The 15,920-nt window shown below is 68.3% G+C and carries 15 protein-coding genes and 1 tRNA gene; 7 read left to right on the top strand and 9 right to left on the bottom strand.

The window, feature by feature from the left end; all coding sequences use genetic code 11:
* Nucleotides 1-51: 51 nt before the first annotated feature.
* The 5 genes from IU452_RS19515 (at nucleotide 52) to IU452_RS19495 (ending at nucleotide 3,927) form a co-directional block, all read left to right on the top strand.
* A tRNA-Gln gene (locus IU452_RS19515) sits at nucleotides 52-122 on the top strand.
* Nucleotides 123-213: 91 nt separating this feature from the next.
* The gene (gene glmU / locus IU452_RS19510; protein WP_195110521.1) at nucleotides 214-1,704 is read left to right on the top strand and encodes a bifunctional UDP-N-acetylglucosamine diphosphorylase/glucosamine-1-phosphate N-acetyltransferase GlmU; all 1,491 of its coding nucleotides are present in this window, start codon (nucleotides 214-216) and stop codon (nucleotides 1,702-1,704) included.
* Nucleotides 1,701-2,681 carry a ribose-phosphate diphosphokinase gene (locus IU452_RS19505; protein WP_195110520.1) on the top strand — a complete coding sequence of 327 codons (981 nt, stop codon included), beginning with the start codon at nucleotides 1,701-1,703 and terminating at the stop codon, nucleotides 2,679-2,681. Before glmU ends, IU452_RS19505 begins: the two co-directional genes overlap by 4 nt.
* Before the next feature lie 172 nt (nucleotides 2,682-2,853).
* On the top strand, nucleotides 2,854-3,174 hold the full coding sequence (locus IU452_RS19500) for a hypothetical protein (RefSeq protein ID WP_228818257.1): 321 nt from the start codon (nucleotides 2,854-2,856) through the stop codon (nucleotides 3,172-3,174).
* A gap of 114 nt (nucleotides 3,175-3,288) precedes the next feature.
* Nucleotides 3,289-3,927, top strand: coding sequence for a DUF2461 domain-containing protein (locus tag IU452_RS19495; protein WP_195110519.1), 639 nt, complete (start codon nucleotides 3,289-3,291; stop codon nucleotides 3,925-3,927).
* Nucleotides 3,928-3,930: 3 nt separating this feature from the next.
* Here the strand turns inward: IU452_RS19495 and egtD are convergent, their stop codons facing one another.
* The 4 genes from egtD to egtA are packed head-to-tail and all read right to left on the bottom strand — an operon-like array spanning nucleotide 3,931 to nucleotide 8,424.
* Nucleotides 3,931-4,902, bottom strand: coding sequence for an L-histidine N(alpha)-methyltransferase (gene egtD / locus IU452_RS19490; RefSeq protein WP_195110518.1), 972 nt, complete (start codon nucleotides 4,900-4,902; stop codon nucleotides 3,931-3,933).
* Nucleotides 4,899-5,798 (bottom strand): class II glutamine amidotransferase, encoded by a 900-nt coding sequence (locus IU452_RS19485; RefSeq protein ID WP_195110517.1) that lies wholly within the window; start codon nucleotides 5,796-5,798, stop codon nucleotides 4,899-4,901. The genes egtD and IU452_RS19485 overlap by 4 nt, the downstream gene beginning before the upstream one ends.
* Entirely contained in the window at nucleotides 5,798-7,138 is a 1,341-nt protein-coding gene (gene egtB, locus IU452_RS19480) for an ergothioneine biosynthesis protein EgtB (RefSeq protein WP_195110516.1), read from the bottom strand. The genes IU452_RS19485 and egtB overlap by 1 nt, the downstream gene beginning before the upstream one ends.
* A gap of 2 nt (nucleotides 7,139-7,140) precedes the next feature.
* On the bottom strand, nucleotides 7,141-8,424 hold the full coding sequence (gene egtA / locus IU452_RS19475) for an ergothioneine biosynthesis glutamate--cysteine ligase EgtA (protein ID WP_195110515.1): 1,284 nt from the start codon (nucleotides 8,422-8,424) through the stop codon (nucleotides 7,141-7,143).
* A 249-nt stretch (nucleotides 8,425-8,673) separates the two neighbouring features.
* Between egtA and IU452_RS19470 the strand changes: the two genes are divergently transcribed.
* A complete protein-coding gene (locus IU452_RS19470; RefSeq protein WP_195110815.1) occupies nucleotides 8,674-9,870 on the top strand; it encodes an aminotransferase class V-fold PLP-dependent enzyme in 1,197 nt (398 codons plus the stop codon).
* Here IU452_RS19470 and IU452_RS19465 read toward each other — a convergent pair.
* The 5 genes from IU452_RS19465 to IU452_RS19445 form a co-directional block, all read right to left on the bottom strand.
* Nucleotides 9,867-10,610 carry an SDR family NAD(P)-dependent oxidoreductase gene (locus IU452_RS19465; RefSeq protein ID WP_195110514.1) on the bottom strand — a complete coding sequence of 248 codons (744 nt, stop codon included), beginning with the start codon at nucleotides 10,608-10,610 and terminating at the stop codon, nucleotides 9,867-9,869. The two genes, IU452_RS19470 and IU452_RS19465, sit on opposite strands and share 4 nt — an antisense overlap.
* A 66-nt stretch (nucleotides 10,611-10,676) precedes the next feature.
* Nucleotides 10,677-11,765: an ADP-ribosylglycohydrolase family protein gene (locus IU452_RS19460; RefSeq protein ID WP_324192704.1), complete on the bottom strand. Its 1,089-nt coding sequence runs from the start codon at nucleotides 11,763-11,765 to the stop codon at nucleotides 10,677-10,679.
* A 399-nt stretch (nucleotides 11,766-12,164) separates the two neighbouring features.
* Nucleotides 12,165-12,746, bottom strand: a complete 582-nt coding sequence (pth, locus tag IU452_RS19455) for an aminoacyl-tRNA hydrolase (RefSeq protein WP_195110513.1) — start codon at nucleotides 12,744-12,746, stop codon at nucleotides 12,165-12,167.
* 22 nt (nucleotides 12,747-12,768) lie between these two features.
* Nucleotides 12,769-13,386: a 50S ribosomal protein L25/general stress protein Ctc gene (locus IU452_RS19450; protein ID WP_195110512.1), complete on the bottom strand. Its 618-nt coding sequence runs from the start codon at nucleotides 13,384-13,386 to the stop codon at nucleotides 12,769-12,771.
* 220 nt (nucleotides 13,387-13,606) lie between these two features.
* The gene (locus tag IU452_RS19445; protein WP_195110511.1) at nucleotides 13,607-14,266 is read right to left on the bottom strand and encodes a lysophospholipid acyltransferase family protein; all 660 of its coding nucleotides are present in this window, start codon (nucleotides 14,264-14,266) and stop codon (nucleotides 13,607-13,609) included.
* Between the two features lie 252 nt (nucleotides 14,267-14,518).
* On the opposite strand from IU452_RS19445, the gene IU452_RS19440 reads away from it, so the two are divergent.
* The gene (locus tag IU452_RS19440) at nucleotides 14,519-15,829 is read left to right on the top strand and encodes a dicarboxylate/amino acid:cation symporter (RefSeq protein WP_195110510.1); all 1,311 of its coding nucleotides are present in this window, start codon (nucleotides 14,519-14,521) and stop codon (nucleotides 15,827-15,829) included.
* Nucleotides 15,830-15,920: the final 91 nt, after the last annotated feature.

The raw sequence follows: 15,920 nt of genomic DNA, 5'->3' as shown, positions 1-15,920 counted from the left end.
CCCGCGTGCCGTGGCGCAGCGGCGGACCCGAGCGATCCGCCGGTGTGACAATCCGCCGTAGTGTAATGGCAGCACCACTGATTTTGGTTCAGTTAGTCCAGGTTCGAGTCCTGGCGGCGGAGCTCGGGGGCGCAGGCGTATATCGTCGGTCCGCGTCCGACCAGCCCGACAACGACAGCCAGCAGCACGATGACAGGCAGCCGAGGGAGATCCATGCCACAGCAGACCGCCGTCGTCGTTCTCGCCGCCGGAGCCGGAACACGAATGCGGTCCAAGACCCCCAAGGTGTTGCATTCACTCGCCGGCCGCAGCATGCTCGCCCACGCGCTGCATGCGGCGAACGAGATCGACCCCGCCTACCTCATCACCGTCATCGGGCACGATCGGGAGCAGGTGGGCGCGGCCGTGAATTCGGTTGCGGCGGAATTGGATCGCGACATCATCGCCGCGGTGCAGGAGGAACAGCTGGGCACCGGGCACGCGGTGCAGTGCGCGCTGACGGTGTTGCCCGAGGACTTCACCGGCGATCTGCTGGTCACCTCTGCCGATGTGCCGCTGCTGGACGGTCACGCGCTGTCGGCGCTGCTGGCGGACCATCGCAGCTATGCGGAGCGCTCCGCGGTCACCGTGCTGACCTTCGTGCCCGACGATCCGAACGGCTACGGGCGCATCGTGCGCGACGCCGAGGGGCATGTGCTCGAGATCGTCGAACACGCCGACGCCACCCCGGAACAGGCCGCGATCGGCGAAGTCAACTCCGGTGTCTACGTTTTCGACGTCACCGTGCTGCGCACCATGGTCGGCCGATTGACCACCGCCAACGCCCAGCACGAGCTGTATCTGACCGATGTGCTGAAGCTGGCCCGCGAGGCCGGCCATCCCGTGCACGGGGCGCGGCTGGTCGATGCGGCGAAGGTGACCGGCGTCAACGACCGCGTGCAGATGGCCGCCGCCACTCGCACCCTCAACCGCTACATCCTGGAACGGCACATGCGTGCCGGGGTCACCGTCATCGATCCGTCCTCGACCTGGGTTGACGCCGGCGTGCGGATCGGCCGCGACGTGGTGCTGCGCCCGGGGGTCCAACTGCTGGGCAATACGGTCATCGGCGAGGACGCCGAGATCGGTCCGGACAGCACCCTGACCGATGTGGTGGTCGGTGAGGGGGCCAAGGTCGTGCGGACCCACGGCGAGGGGGCGACCATCGGACCGGGCGCGACGATCGGTCCGTTCGCCTATCTGCGGCCCGGCACCATAGTGGGCGAATCGGGCAAGCTCGGAGCGTTCGTCGAGACCAAGAACGCCTCCATCGGCGCGCATTCCAAGGTGCCGCATCTGACCTACGTCGGCGACGCGACGATCGGCGAGTACAGCAACATCGGCGCTTCCAGCGTATTCGTCAACTACGACGGCGTCGCCAAACATCACACCGTCATCGGTTCGCACGTGCGAACCGGCAGCGACAATATGTTCGTCGCCCCGGTCACGGTGGGTGACGGCGCCTATACCGGAGCGGGTACTGTGCTGCGTAGAAACGTTCCGCCGGGGGCGCTTGCCGTGTCGGGTGGAGCACAGCGCAATATTGAGGGCTGGGTGCAGCGGAACCGACCCGGAACTGCTGCGGCGCAGGCGGCGGCGGAGGCGATCGCGGCCGACGACAGGGCGAGTCAGGCAACCGAGCAAAAGGATGGCAACACAGAGTGACCGCGTTCTCGACCGATAACCACAAGAACCTGATGCTGTTCTCGGGACGCGCTCATCCTGAGCTGGCCGAACAGGTCGCCAAGGAACTCGACGTCTCGATCACTCCGCAAACCGCCCGGGACTTCGCCAACGGCGAGATCTTCGTTCGTTTCGAGGAGTCGGTGCGCGGCTGCGACGCCTTTGTGCTGCAGAGCTTCCCGGCCCCGCTGAATCAGTGGCTGGTCGAACAGCTCATCATGATCGACGCGCTCAAGCGGGGATCGGCCAAGCGGATCACCGCGGTGCTGCCGTTCTACCCCTACGCCCGTCAGGACAAGAAGCACCGCGGCCGCGAGCCCATCTCCGCTCGCCTGGTCGCCGATCTGCTCAAGACCGCGGGCGCCGACCGGATCATCACCGTCGACCTGCACACCGACCAGATCCAGGGCTTCTTCGACGGCCCGGTGGACCACATGCACGCGCTGATCCAGCTGTCGGAATATGTGCGCAACCACTACACCCTCGACAACATCACCGTCGTCTCCCCCGACGCGGGCCGCGTCAAGGTGGCCGAGAAGTGGGCCGACTCGCTGGGCGGCGCCCCGGTGGCGTTCATCCACAAGACCCGCGACCCGCTGGTGCCCAACCAGGTCAAGTCCCACCGCCCCGTCGGTGACGTGGACGGCCGCACCTGCATCCTGATCGACGACATGATCGACACCGGCGGCACCATCGCCGAGGCCGTGCGCGTGCTGCGCGAGGCCGGTGCGGGCGATGTGGTCATCGCCGCCACCCACGGCGTGCTGTCCAACCCGGCGGCCGAGCGGCTGTCGGCGTGCGGCGCCAAGGAAGTGATCGTCACCAACACCCTCCCGATCACCGAGGACAAGAAGTTCCCCTCGCTGACGGTTCTGTCGATCGCCCCGCTGCTGGCCCGCACCATCCGCGAGGTTTTCGAGAACGGCTCGGTGACGGGTCTGTTCAACGGTTCGGCCTAGACAGGGCGTTACCCCCCTCGAAGATCGAGGCGTTGCCATCCTCGGAGATCTCGGCCTGCTCTCGGCCGGGATCTTCTTCGTTCTCCCACTTCACGCCGGTTCAGCGGTAGCGTTATAGAAGGCTCCTGGTGGGTTGCTGCTCGGGGCCGGCCTGCGGAGAGAGGTGGGCATCATGGCCGACGAACGCGATGACTTCCGGCTGACGGACGAGGTGTTCGAGATGGGCGATGACGAACAGTTCGAGGATCTGGACAACGACCTGGGCGACGACGACCAGGCCGACGAGATCCGCGAGTACGAGCGCTATATCACCGACCCTCCGTCCGACCTGGTGATCCGGTATCACGAGAACGAGGACACCGGCCGCCTCGGCATCGCGCGGGAACTCGACCAGGAGTGGTCCCGCCGCCGCCACCGCGCGGAGGAACTGGCCGAGGACGGCCGCCCGGCCGAGGTGGCAGCCATGGAGGTCACGGACGAGCCCAGGGACTGACGTCCCTGGGCAATGAGAGTGGAGAGCCCGGGCAATGAGAGTGGAGAGCCCGGGCAATGAGGGCGGGATGGCCGGGCTGATGCTGTTGTCGGTGGGCCGGGTTAAGTTGGCAGGATGAGCGGATTCGCCGGGTTCCCGTTCGCCGGGTTGGACTTCTACGAGGATCTCGAGGCCGATAATTCGAAGGCGTTCTGGACGGCGCACAAGCATGTCTACGACAAGGCCGTCCGGGAGCCGATGGTCGCGCTGTGCGCCGAACTGGAGGCCGACTTCGGGCCCGCCAAGATCTTCCGCCCCTACCGTGACGTGCGGTTCTCCAAGGACAAGTCGCCGTACAAGGACCATCAGGGCGCGGTGGTGCACACCGCGCCCGGCGCCGGCTGGTATGTGCAGATCGGCGCCCCCGGACTGTTCGTCGCCGGTGGCGTGTATGGGACGTCCCCGGAGCAACTGTCGCGATTGCGCACGACGATCGACGACGAGGTGCGCGGGCACGAGCTGGAACAGATCCTCGACGGACTGTCCGCGGTCGGCTACAGCATCGGCGGCGAGAAATTGAAAACCCGCCCGAAGGGCTACCCTGCCGACCACCCCCGCATCGACCTCCTCCGCCATAAATCCCTGCTGGTCAGCAAGGATTTCGGCGCCCCCGACTGGCTGGAGACACCACGCACGGCCAAGGAGGTCCGCAAGTCCTGGGAAACCATGCGCCCCCTCGTGGAATGGCTCTCGGCCGTCATCGGGGGAGCCTAGGGATCAGCGGCGCTCGGCCAACAGCAGCGCGAAACGGTTGTCCGGATCCGTCCACACCTTCTCGGTGGCAAACCCCGCGGCATCCAATTCGCCGGTGAGGCCGTCGATTCGGAACTTCGCCGAGATCTCGGTGCGCATCTGCTCGCCGCGGGCGAAGTGCACGGTCAGGTCCAGATCGGCGACGGTGACGGTCATATCCCGGGTGGCCTCGAGCCGCATCTCGATCCACTCGTTGTCCGCGTCCCACAGCGCCACGTGCGCGAACGCCTCCGGATCGAAGTCGGCCTGTAGTCGAGAGTTCAGCACATACAGCACATTCCGGTTGAATTCCGCGGTCACCCCGGCGGCATCGTCGTAGGCCGGTACCAGCACGGCGGGGTCGATGACCAGACCGGCCCCGAGCAGCAGCTGCTCCCCCGGCTCGAGCACCTGCTGGATACCGGAGAGGAATTCGGCGCGCTCGGCCGGAACGAGATTGCCGATGGTGCCACCCAGGAAGGCGATCATGCGGCGCCCCCCACGCGGCAGGTTGTGCAGCGTATCGGTGAAGTCGCTGACCACCCCGTGCACCGCAAGCCCCGGGAACCGCGCCGCGACCTCGGCCGCCGCGCCACGCAGAGCCGACTCCGACACATCCTGGGGAACATAGGTTTTCAGCGGGCCCGCCGCACCCAGCGCATCCAGCAGCAGCCGGGTCTTGGCCGCCGAACCCGCGCCCAACTCCACCAGCACCTCGGCCTGCGCGATGCGCGCCACCTCGCCGACCACATGTTCCAGCAGGGCCCGCTCGGTGCGGGTCGGATAGTACTCGGGCAACTCGGTGATCGCCTCGAACAGCCTGCTGCCGCGGGCGTCGTAGAACCACTTGGGCGGCAACGACTTCGGGGTCGAGGTCAGGCCCAGCCGGGCATCCGACCGCAGCGCCGCGGTGAGGTCGTCGTCGGTGAGGTGGATTTCCAGCGTCGGTGCGGTCATGAACGGGCCCTTTCGGAGACTTCGGATTCGAGGGATGCGACGGACAGTGCCCCGGGTCGCGCCGTGACCAGCTGCCGATCCGGCACGGACCGCCATCGCGGGTCGTCGTCGTAGGGTTCGGAGGACACCACCGCGGTGTCGTCGGTCACCAGGACCGACAGCGAGTGATGCACGGTGGTGGCCCACAGCGTTTCGCCGTCGCCGAGCAGCAGGTTCAGCCGAGCCCTCGGTGAGTGCGCGAGAATTTCGAGCACCATGTGGCGCAGGATCTCGGCGGTCGCGGCCGGCCCGCCGAGTTCGGAACCGATTGCGCGGCGCGGGTTGTCGAGCAGGTCGGCGAGGATGACCCACAGCGTCGCCGAGTCGGTGTGGGATTCGGCCGCCAGCAACGAGGGCGTGCCGAATTCGGCGGCGACCGCGGTGAGCACGCGCTGCCACTGGGGGATCGCGCCGTTGTGGCTGAAGGCCCAGTGGCCGTGCGTGAACGGCGCGCAGGCGTTGCGTTCCACCGGCATCCCGACCGTGGCCGAGCGGATGGCCGCCAGCACCGCCCCGGATCGCAGCTGCGGCAGCACCTCGTCGACGGCGGGATCGGTCCAGATCGGCGCGGGATTGCGATATCGGCTGGCAATCACCGAATTTACCGGGTGGTGGTCGCCACCCGAACCGACCGCATCGGTCGGCCCGCCGTGGGCCCGCACGCCGATGTTCTCGGTATCGCCCGGGACGGCCGCGGCCGGGTTCCACCAGGCCACCCCGAATCCGTCCGCGTTGATGGCCCCGCCGCCACGCATATCCCGCGGCGCCCAGGCCTGGCTGCGCAGCGAATGCTCACCGCGGGTGAGCAGGCCGCCGATCGGCACGGGTGCGCCGAGGTAGCCGAGATGACGGCACATCAGCGCTCATCCGGCCGCAGATCGCGGGCCAGCCGGAAGCCCGCGAAGATCTGGCGCCGAATCGGGTGGTCCCAGTTGCGGAAGGTGCCGCGGCAGGCGACCGGGTCGGTGCCGAAACAACCGCCGCGCAGCACCTTGTAGTCGCCGCCGAAGAACACCTCGGAGTACTCCCGATACGGAAACGCCTCGAAACCCGGATAGGGCTCGAATCCGGATGCGGTCCACTCCCAGACATCACCGATCAGCTGATGCACCCCCGCGGGGGTGGCGCCTGCCGGGTAGGCGCCGACCTCCGCCGGTTCCAGATGCCGCTGGCCCAGATTCGCGGTGCGCTCGTCGGGCTCGGCGTCGCCCCACGGGTAGCGGCGCGAGCGGCCGGTGGCCGGATCGAAGCGGGCCGCCTTCTCCCATTCCGCCTCGGTGGGCAGGCGTTTACCCGCCCACCTGGCATACGCCTCGGCCTCGAACCAGCACACGTGCACGACGGGTTGCTGCGGCCGGACCAGCCGCATGGTTCCGAAAACCCGCCGCCACCACCGGTTGTCACCGTCGCGCTCCCAGAACTGCGGTGCGGTGAGGCCTGCTTCGCACCGATGCGCCCACCCGCGTTCGGACCACAGCTCCGGACGTTCGTAGCCGCCGTCGGCGATGAACTCCTGATACTGCGCATTGGTCACCGGCGCGGCGTCGATGGCGAAGCCGGGCACATGCACCCGGTGGGCCGGTCGTTCGTTGTCCAGCGCCCACGCATCGGTGGAGGTGCCCATCGTGAATTCGCCTGCTGGAACGACGATTTCACCGGATACCCGCACCTGCGCGGTCGGCGCCGGCGCGGCCGACAGCACGGCACTGCCCGACCGCAGCTGATGGGTGGCCAGCATGGTTTCGTCGTGCTGCTGCTCGTGCTGGGCGATCATCCCGAAGGCGAAGCCGCCGTCGATCAGCCGTGAACCTCGTAACTGGTTGCGGTCCAGCACATCCCAGACCTTCTGCCGCACGGTGCCCACATATCCGCGGGCCTCGATCGGATCGAGCAGCGGCAGCGCCGGACGATCCGCCCGGGGATGTTGGAATGCGTCGTAGAGGTGGTCGATATCGGCGCGCACGGGCTCGCGCCCGCCGACGTCGCGCACCAGCCACAGCTCTTCCTGATTGCCGATATGGGCCAGATCCCACACCAGCGGACTCATCAGCCGCGAATGCTGCGCCACCAGTTCGTCCTCGTCCAGGCAGTCGGTCAGCGTCGCGGTGCGCGCCCGCGACCGCGTCAGCACCTGCGCGATGTGCTCCCGCAGGCGTTCTGTTTCGGCACGGTCGGTGCCGGTGAGATGAACAGTCATTGTCAGGCCTCCGCCTCGTCACAACGTGCGGCCTCACCCGTGGGAATGCGACCGCTACGACATCGATGCACCGCCGCGGACACCTCGTCCGCCGCGTCGGAAGTGCGCGCATGATCTGCCGCGAGGGTGAGCAGATCGACGGCGACCGACCGGATCTGCGGGTCGGCCAGGCCGCAGCGGGCCGCCTCCGACCAGCAGTCGGCGACCGGCATGGCCAGCCGCGTCGCCTCGGCGATCACCTCCGGGGTGGACATGAGCGCGTCGATCACGTGGATCGGCACCGTCCACCCGTCGCCCGGCTGCGTGTCCAGGTAGCGGACCTCCAGGTGTCCGGAGGCCCGCACCGGGGGAAATACCGTGGTCAGGTGATAGTCGAGGTCGACGACGTCGGGCCTGCGGCCGACTTCGTCGTCGAGCGCACCGCACAACCAGTCCGCGAAGGTGGCGCCGGGCGGGGCCGCCCAGTCGCCCAGTTCGTCGCCCGGGCGGCGGATACACAGCAGTGGCACGTCCAGCGCCCAGCGGCCGTAGTCGACGATCGGATCCGACCACTGCCGCACCGGTGGGCGCGTGCGAGTGTGGTCGAGCCGCAGCCAGGTCCGCATCCGCTGCGACGCCCACCCGCCCACCGGGGCACCGCAGAGGTCCGGGGAACAGGCGAAGGCCGCCAGCAGGGCGGGACCGATGGCGTACAGGGCTGTCCAGCGCGCTGCCACCTCGGCCGGGTCGGCGCCCGCATCGACGCTCACCTGCGTCGCCGCGGTGTTGCACATCATCAGCTTGCCGAACGGGCCGATTCCGGCGAACGAATGCTCCATGGCCCGGTAGCGCGGCAGCTGCAGCAGCCGCCGGGCGGGCCGGTCGGCATCGGCGGCCGCGGCGAGGATTCGGATGGAACGAGAGCGGAGCAATTGCTCCAGAATGCGGGTGTCGGCCCGCAGGCGCTCACACAGTTCGGTCGTATCGCCGAACGGGGCGCTGGAAAGTTCTACCTGCCCACCGGGTTCGATGGTGACCCGGCTGCCCCCGGGTAGTGGCAGGGCTGGGGAATCGGGGGCGATGGACCGCGGCGCATGCGGTCCCAGGGCGTCCGCGAGGGTGGAGAGCTCCGGACGCGAACCGGGCGCCGACGACTCATCATGCGCGGTGAGCCACTCGAGTTCGGCGCCGATCAGCGCCGGTGGGCCCTGTTTGAAGCACACGCCGCCGATATAGGCCTCGGCGGCGGCACGCGAGGAGAATCCAGCGCCCGTCTCGGCGGGTGCCCGCACAACCGTTACTGCCATGCCAACCTCCGCTCTGCCGCCGCCGATTTCCGGCCGCCGCAGCCGTGCCGCCTACAGGGGTGGTGGCCGAAGACTGCCAACCCGTCTTCCGCCGACCGATCCAGAGTAACGACGGTAACCGACAACAAATCTGGCAAAAGAGTGACAAACCGCCGTACCGGTTCGGCTTTCCGCAGGTCATCCGGGGTACAGAAGAGATTCGCAAAAAAGCTGCGCACCCCAATCATCCCATCTTCTACCGTGGGGGACGTGCTCGATCAGACTCGGCTGCGCGCCGACATCCCCGCCTACGCCGACACTTCCCGGCCCACACCCGTCTTCCTCGACAGCGCCGGATCGTCGCTGCCGCCCCGCATCGTGCTCGACACGGTGATCGGGCATCTGCGCCGCGAGGCGGAGATCGGCGGCTACCGGGCGGCGAACGAACGCCTCGACGACCTGCAGGCGGTCAAGTCCGCCATCGGCACCCTCGTCAACGCCGACCCGTCCTGTATCGCACTGAGCGACAGCGCCTCTCGGGCCTGGGCCGACTTCTTCTATTCGGTGCCGCTGGGGCCCGGTGACCGCATCCTGATCTCCGGCTCCGACTACGCCAGCAACGCCATCGCCGCACTGCAGCGGGCCCGGACCACGGGCGCGACCGTCGAGGCGATCCCCAGCGACGACGCCGGGCAGATCGACGTGGAGGCCTTCGCCGGGATGGTCGACGAGCGGGTGACGCTGGTGTCGCTGGTGCACGCCCCGACCAACGGCGGCCTGGTCAACCCGGTCACCGAGGTCACCAAGATCGCCCATGACGCCGGTGCGCTGGTCCTGCTGGACGCCTGCCAATCGGCCGGACAGGTCCCGCTCGACGTCGTGGAATTCGGTGTCGACGCACTGTCGGCGACCGGCCGCAAGTGGCTGCGCGGCCCGCGCGGCACCGGATTCCTGTATGTGCAGCCGGAATTGGCCACGACGATGGAGCCGCAGCGGCTGGACCTGCACAGCGGCAGCTGGACCGGACCGGCCGAGTATCGGCTGGCCTCCGACGCCAGCCGCTTCGAATTCTGGGAATGCGACGTGGCCGCCCGGCTCGGCCTCGGTGCGGCGGTGCGCTACCTGCTCGAGCTGGGGCCGGACAACGTCTACGCCGCGGTCCGCGCCAATGCCGACCACCTGCGTGCGGCCCTGCCGCAGATCCCCGGGGTCACCGTGCGGGATCTCGGCACCCGCCACAGCGGGATCGTGTCGTTCACCGTCGACGGCGTGGAGCCGACTCGGGTGCGGGACCGGCTGCTCGAGCGGGACATCACCGTCACCGTCAGCCATGCCAGCTCGACCCTGCTGGACATGACCCACCGGCAGCTGGCGTCGGTGGTGCGGGCCTCGCCGCACTGCTTCGTCACCGTCGCGGAACTCGACCGGTTCGTCGATGCGGTCGCGGCGCTGGCCGCCCGACGCTAGGTGAAGAGCATGCCGCCATTGATCGAGAGGGTCTGGCCGGTGATGAAGCCGTTCTCGGCGACGGCGAGGACGGCGTGCCCGACCTCGTCGGGGGTTCCCATGCGGCCCACGGGAACTCGGTCGGCAATTCCGGATCGCTTCAACCATTCGGCCATATCGGTATCGATGGGGCCGGGCGCGACGGCGTTGACCGTGATGCCGTCGCGGGCAAGACGGGCGGCATAACCGCGGGTCAATCCCTCCAGGCCCGCTTTGGAAGCGTTGTAGTGCGGGCCGACCACACCGGGACTCCGTGCGGCCGCAGAGGACATGTTGACGATGCGGCCCCAGCCCGCGGCGCGCATATCCGGCAGCGCCGCCTGCGTGCACAGGAATGCGGACTTGAGGTTGACCGTGATCGTCTCGTCGAAGGCGGCCTCGGTCAGCTCGTCCACCTCGAGCACGCACCCGATGCCCGCATTGTTGACCAGCACCCCGACCGGACCCAGATCCGCGCGGACCCGCTCGAACAGCGCGCGGACCTCGTCGGCGACGGAGACGTCGGCGCCGACCGCCGTTGCGCGCCCGCCGTATTCGCGAATCTCCGACACCACCTTTTCGGCGGCGTCGGCCTGGCTGCGATAGTTCACCGCGACCGCTGCACCGGCGCGCGCCAGATGCAGCGCTACGGCCCGGCCCAGGCCGCGAGATGCACCGGTGACCACCGCCACCCGGCCCGCGACGCTCGACGATTCCGACATGCAACCTCCCTCATAACGCGGCCTACTTGCCTTCCGCAACAGCTCGGGACCGCGCGGGATTCCTGATCAGATACCGACCGAGGTGTCGAGCGGATAGCGGGTCCCGAGGCGAGAGCGGTCCTTGTAGAAGAAATTCACCACGAGATCGTCGGAGATCTGGATCAATTCGTCGCGGCCCTCCACGGACGTCACCCACTCCGGAGGCAGGGCGGACAGGCCGTGGACCGCACCGATCAGGTTGCCCGCCACCGCACCGGTGGAATCGGAGTCGCCGGAATGGTTGACCGACAGCAGCAGCGCGCCGCGCACGTCTCCGGTCCGGTACGCATACAGCGCGCAGTAGACGGCGATGGCGAGACACTCCTCGGCGACCCAGCCCGCACCGACCTGCTCGACCCGCTCCGGCGTCGGCGGGCCGAGGTGGGCGAGCGCGAGCGCACCGGTCAGGGCGGACACCGCCTCCGAGCTGTCGGCCGGTATCGAGGTGAGCCGAGTGATGGTGTCGCGCAGGGCGATCGGCAGTTCGACCCCGCTCAGCACGCTGTCGATCAGGGCCGCGAACGCACCCGCGGCGAGGTAGCCGGTCGGGTGGCCGTGGGTGAGCTGGGCGCACCGCATCGCGGCCTCGAACGCCCTGTCCGGACCGAGCGCGGCGAGACCGAACGGCGCCGACCGCATGACGGTTCCGCAGCCCTTGGAATTCGGATTCACCGGGCCCGGCTCACCGGGCAGATGCGGCGCCAGATATTCCTCGGCCTGCTGGCGCAATCCGCTCGTGCAGGCATGGCCCGGCGATCGCATGGCGTAGAGGAACGGCCGCCCGGCCAACCAGCCGTCGGGTACGGGGGCGGGCTTCGCCTCCACCTGGGTGGTCAGCCAGCGCAGATATGCGCGGCGCAGCACCGGGGCCGGATCAGCACCGGGCGCGCAACGCAGCAACCCCTCGGCGGTGAACAGCGTCATCTGCGTATCGTCGGTGATCTCTTGGGGCGCATCGGGTATCCGCCCCGGCAGGAAACCGGTAACCCCCGCCTCCCCGTACCGCTCCCTGATCTGCGCCAATTGCAAGAACTCGATCGGCCACCCCAACGCATCACCGACCGCCCCGCCCACCATCGTTCCGCGCACCCGATCAAAGAGCTTCTGATACTCCACTCCCCCGCCTCTCCGCGTTTCAGGCCATACCAGTCGGGTGTCACTCGGCTTGGCCACAGGTCCTACGTCAGTGCCTGGCTAAGCTTTGGGCGTACCCGACGAGTTACCCATGTGCTCTCGAAATCACGTGCCGAGTGTAGTGACTGCCGTCCCCGGCGATGAGTTCCGGTCCGCGGCCAACCGTCATTCCCTGGCCCGCAGCCAACGACATTCCCTGGCCCCCAGCCAACCGTCATTCCACGGCGCGCAGCCAACCGTCATTCCACGGCGCGCAGCCAATCGTCATTCCACGGCGCCCAGCCAATCGTCATTCCACGGCGCGCAGCCAACCGTCATTCCTGGCGCGCAGCTATTTTCTCATTCCCTGTCTCTGTGCCCCCTGGGGCGCAGAGACAGGGGTCAATGCAGCTGGTTCTGGGCGGGTTCCAGCCCGACGCGCAGGAGCAACTCGACCGCGTCGGCGGCCTGTTCGACGTAGACCGGGAGGTCCTTGCGTTCGACGCTGGCGAAGGGCTTGAGGACGAAGTCGGCCGGGTCCTGGCGGCCGGGTGGCCGGCCGATGCCGAATCGCACCCGCAGGTAGTCCTTGGTGGTCAAAGCGTTGGAGACCGAACGCAATCCGTTGTGGCCGCCCTCGCCGCCGCCGCGCTTGAGGCGGATGGTGCCGTAGGGCAGATCGAGTTCGTCGTGCACGACGATGACCTCGGTGGCCGGGACCGAGAAGAAGCGGGCCAGCGCCGCGACGGGGCGGCCCGAAACATTCATGTACGAGCGCGGTTTGGCCAGTAGCACCTTGCGCCCGTCGAGCCGGGCCTCCAGCAGATCGGCGCCCGACTTCTTGTGCACGGTGAAACGGCCGCCGACGCGCTGCGCGAGCACGTCGGCAACCATGAAACCGACATTGTGCCGGGTGCGCTCGTATTCGGGTCCGGGATTGCCCAGTCCGACAACGAGCGCGGGCCCGGCGTTCGATGCGGTCATCGAAACCCGTTGCGGGGCGCTGTTACTCGGCGCTCTCGCCCTCGGCTGCGGCGGGCTCCTCGGCCGCTTCCTCGGCCTCGCCCTCGATGGCCTCCGCCGGAGCCTCGATGATGTTGACGATCAGGGTCTCCGGATCGCCGGCCAGGGTGACGCCCTTGGGCAGCGGGATCTGGCCCGCGAGGATCTGGGTGCCGGGCTCGGAGCCCTCGATGGAGACCTCGATCTGCTCGGGGATGTTCAGCGCGTCGGCCTCGATCACCAGCACGGTGGTGTCCTGGGTGACCAGGGTGCCCGCGGCGGCCTCACCGGTCAGCACGACGTGCACGTCGGTGGTGACCTTCTCGCCGCGGCGCACGAGCAGCAGGTCGGCGTGCTCGATGTAGCGGCGGATGGGGTGCACGACCACGGACTTGGTCAGCGCCAGCTGCTTCTTGCCCTCGATCTCGAGGTTCAGCACGGCGTTGGTGCCGTGCTCACGCAGGATAGCGGCGAAGGCCTGGGCATTGACCGACAGATGCTTGGGGGCCTCGCCGTGGCCGTACAGCACGGCGGGGACGTTGCCGGCCCGGCGGGTGCGCCGCGCGGCACCCTTACCGAACTCGGTGCGTACGCTGGCTTCGAGGACGCTGACGTCGGACATGACAGATAACTCCTACGGCTCTGCGGGCGGTCTGCAAACTGGCCAGGGTCAGCCCTGGCGAATGGGGTCTGCTCGTCGGGCGAAGACCGAACGAGGACGGCCCGAAGCCGCGCCGCGTCGATCACGGTGAGCACTTCCATGCCGCACCCTCGCCGAGACAACCCGAAGAGAATAACACGCACGCCCAGTTCCCCCGAACCGCCACCCCCGCTCACCAGCCCTAGCGCGCGGCGTCGAACCTGGCGGCGTAATCATCGACGTAGCGGCGCCCGGAGCGAGCGGCCATTTCGAGCATGAGGGCGTCGGTGGCCGCGCGGACGGCGAGGCGATCGGCGGGCGGGAAGTGGCGCGGCCGACCGAAGCTGATGCGAACCCTCGCACAGCGCAGCAGGCGACGACCGTGTGGATTGACCCGATCGGTGCCGGACAGCACGACCGGCACGACGGGCGCACCGGTCTGCATGGCCACCCGGATCACACCGGTGCGGCCGCGATAGATCCGGCCGTCGGGCGACCTGGTTCCCTCGGGGTGGATTCCCCACACTCCGTCTGCCTCGAGAATCCGCACGGCCGCACCCAATGCGTCGGCCGCCGCGCAGCCGCCGGAACGGTCGACCCGCACCTGCCCCGTCGCGGTCATCACCCAGCGGTTGAGCCGCCCGCGCCAGCCGGGCTCGGTGAAGTACTCCTGCTTGGCGATGAAGGTGATCCGCCGAGGCAACACCAGCGCCAGATACAGCGAGTCGATGGCGGCCAGATGATTTGCCGCGATGATCACCGGGCCGGTTCGCGGCACATGCTGCAGCCCTTCCACTTTCGGCCGACCGAGCAGCCGCAGTAGCGGTCCGATCAGAACGTACTTCAACAGCCAGTACCACATTGAACCCTCCCTCGAGTATGCGTAGACAGTGTCTACCCGAATTCGTAGACACTGTCTACCCAGGTGGTTCCGATCAGAACTGTCCCGAATCGGACGAATCGCCTACTCTCGTAAACGTTGTGAACTACTCCGTGACGGTGGTGCGCCTGGTGGCCAGGTTGCACGTGGATTTGGGGCGGCTGGCCGCGCAGCTGTGTCGGTGACGCGCGCCCGAACCTCACTCAGCCCCACCTTTGCCTGGAGTTGTTCTTCATGTCCTCCCCTGATTCGCGCAGCCTTACCTGGAATCCGGCGCGCTGGTCGTTCGGTGTGCAGATCCTGCTCGGCCTGGCCGTCGGCGTAGCCGCGGGGTTCATCGCCCGCACCTGGGACGTCGCTTGGCTCACCAGCACACTGACGCAGGTCGGCAGCATCTTCGTGCAGCTGCTCAAGCTCGCCGTGCCGCCGCTGGTCTTCACCGCGGTGCTGGTGAGCGTGGCGGGATTGCGGCACGTCACCAATGCCGCCCGGCTGGCCGGTCGCACCCTGCTGTGGTTCCTGGGCACATCGCTGATCGCGGTGGCCGTCGGCATCGCCCTCGGGTTGATCACCAGCCCGGGACACGGTGTCGACCTGTCGCTGACCGACGCGAAGGCGCCCGAGCAGAAGGGCGGCTGGACCGACTTCCTCACCGGCATCGTTCCGACGAATGTGGTCGGCGCCTTCACCGGCGGCAATGTGCTGCAGCTGGTGTTCCTCGGTCTCGTCTTCGGAGTCGCGGCGCTGAAACTCGGGGAGGCCGCCAAACCCGTTCTCACCCTGGCCGAATCGGTGTTGCAGCTGGTGCAGAAGGCGCTGTGGTGGGTGATCCGGCTGGCGCCGATCGGTACCGCCGGATTGATCGGCAAGGCGATCGCCACCTACGGCTGGGATCTGCTGCGGCCGCTGGCCACCTTCGCTGTCGCGGTCTACGCGGGCTGCCTCATCGTGCTGCTGGTCGTCTATCCGATCCTGTTGCGCACGGTCGGCGGTGTGAATCCGATTCGCTTCTACGCCAAGGCCTGGCCCGCCATCGAATTGGCGTTCGTCTCCCGGTCGTCGATCGGCACCATGCCGCTGACCCAGCGCATGACCACCGAAAGGCTCGGTGTCCCAGGCGAATACGCCTCCTTCGCCGTACCGTTCGGGGCCACGACCAAGATGGACGGCTGCGCGGCGGTCTACCCCGCCCTCGCCGCGATCTTCGTCGCCCAGATCACCGGCACCCACCTCGGCATCCGCGACTACCTGCTGATCGCCTTCGTCTCGGTGGTCGGATCGGCCGCCACCGCGGGCCTCACCGGCGCGATCGTCATGCTCACCCTGACCCTGTCCACCCTCGGCCTCCCGCTGGCCGGGGCGGGCCTGCTGCTGGCCATCGATCCGATCCTGGACATGATCCGCACCGCCACCAACGTCACGGGCCAGATGGTCGTCCCGATCCTCGTGGCCAAACGAGAAGGAATCCTCGACCAGGAGGCCTTCGACCAGCCCGCGGCCCCGCTCACCGCTGTGGGCCCGGTGGCACAGCCGACCGCAGCGTGAGCGAAGTCCCGGCCGAAACCACGCCAGGGTATGCCGCTGCTGCACGTTACGCCGCCGTACCATGCCAAAACGCAACAACCGATTTCCTGAG

This window comes from Nocardia transvalensis, from assembly GCF_015477765.1.
In the GTDB taxonomy this organism is placed as follows: domain Bacteria; phylum Actinomycetota; class Actinomycetes; order Mycobacteriales; family Mycobacteriaceae; genus Nocardia; species Nocardia transvalensis_A.
Note: the sequence above shows the minus strand (reverse complement) of the source record. Positions and strands in the feature narration are given on the sequence as shown.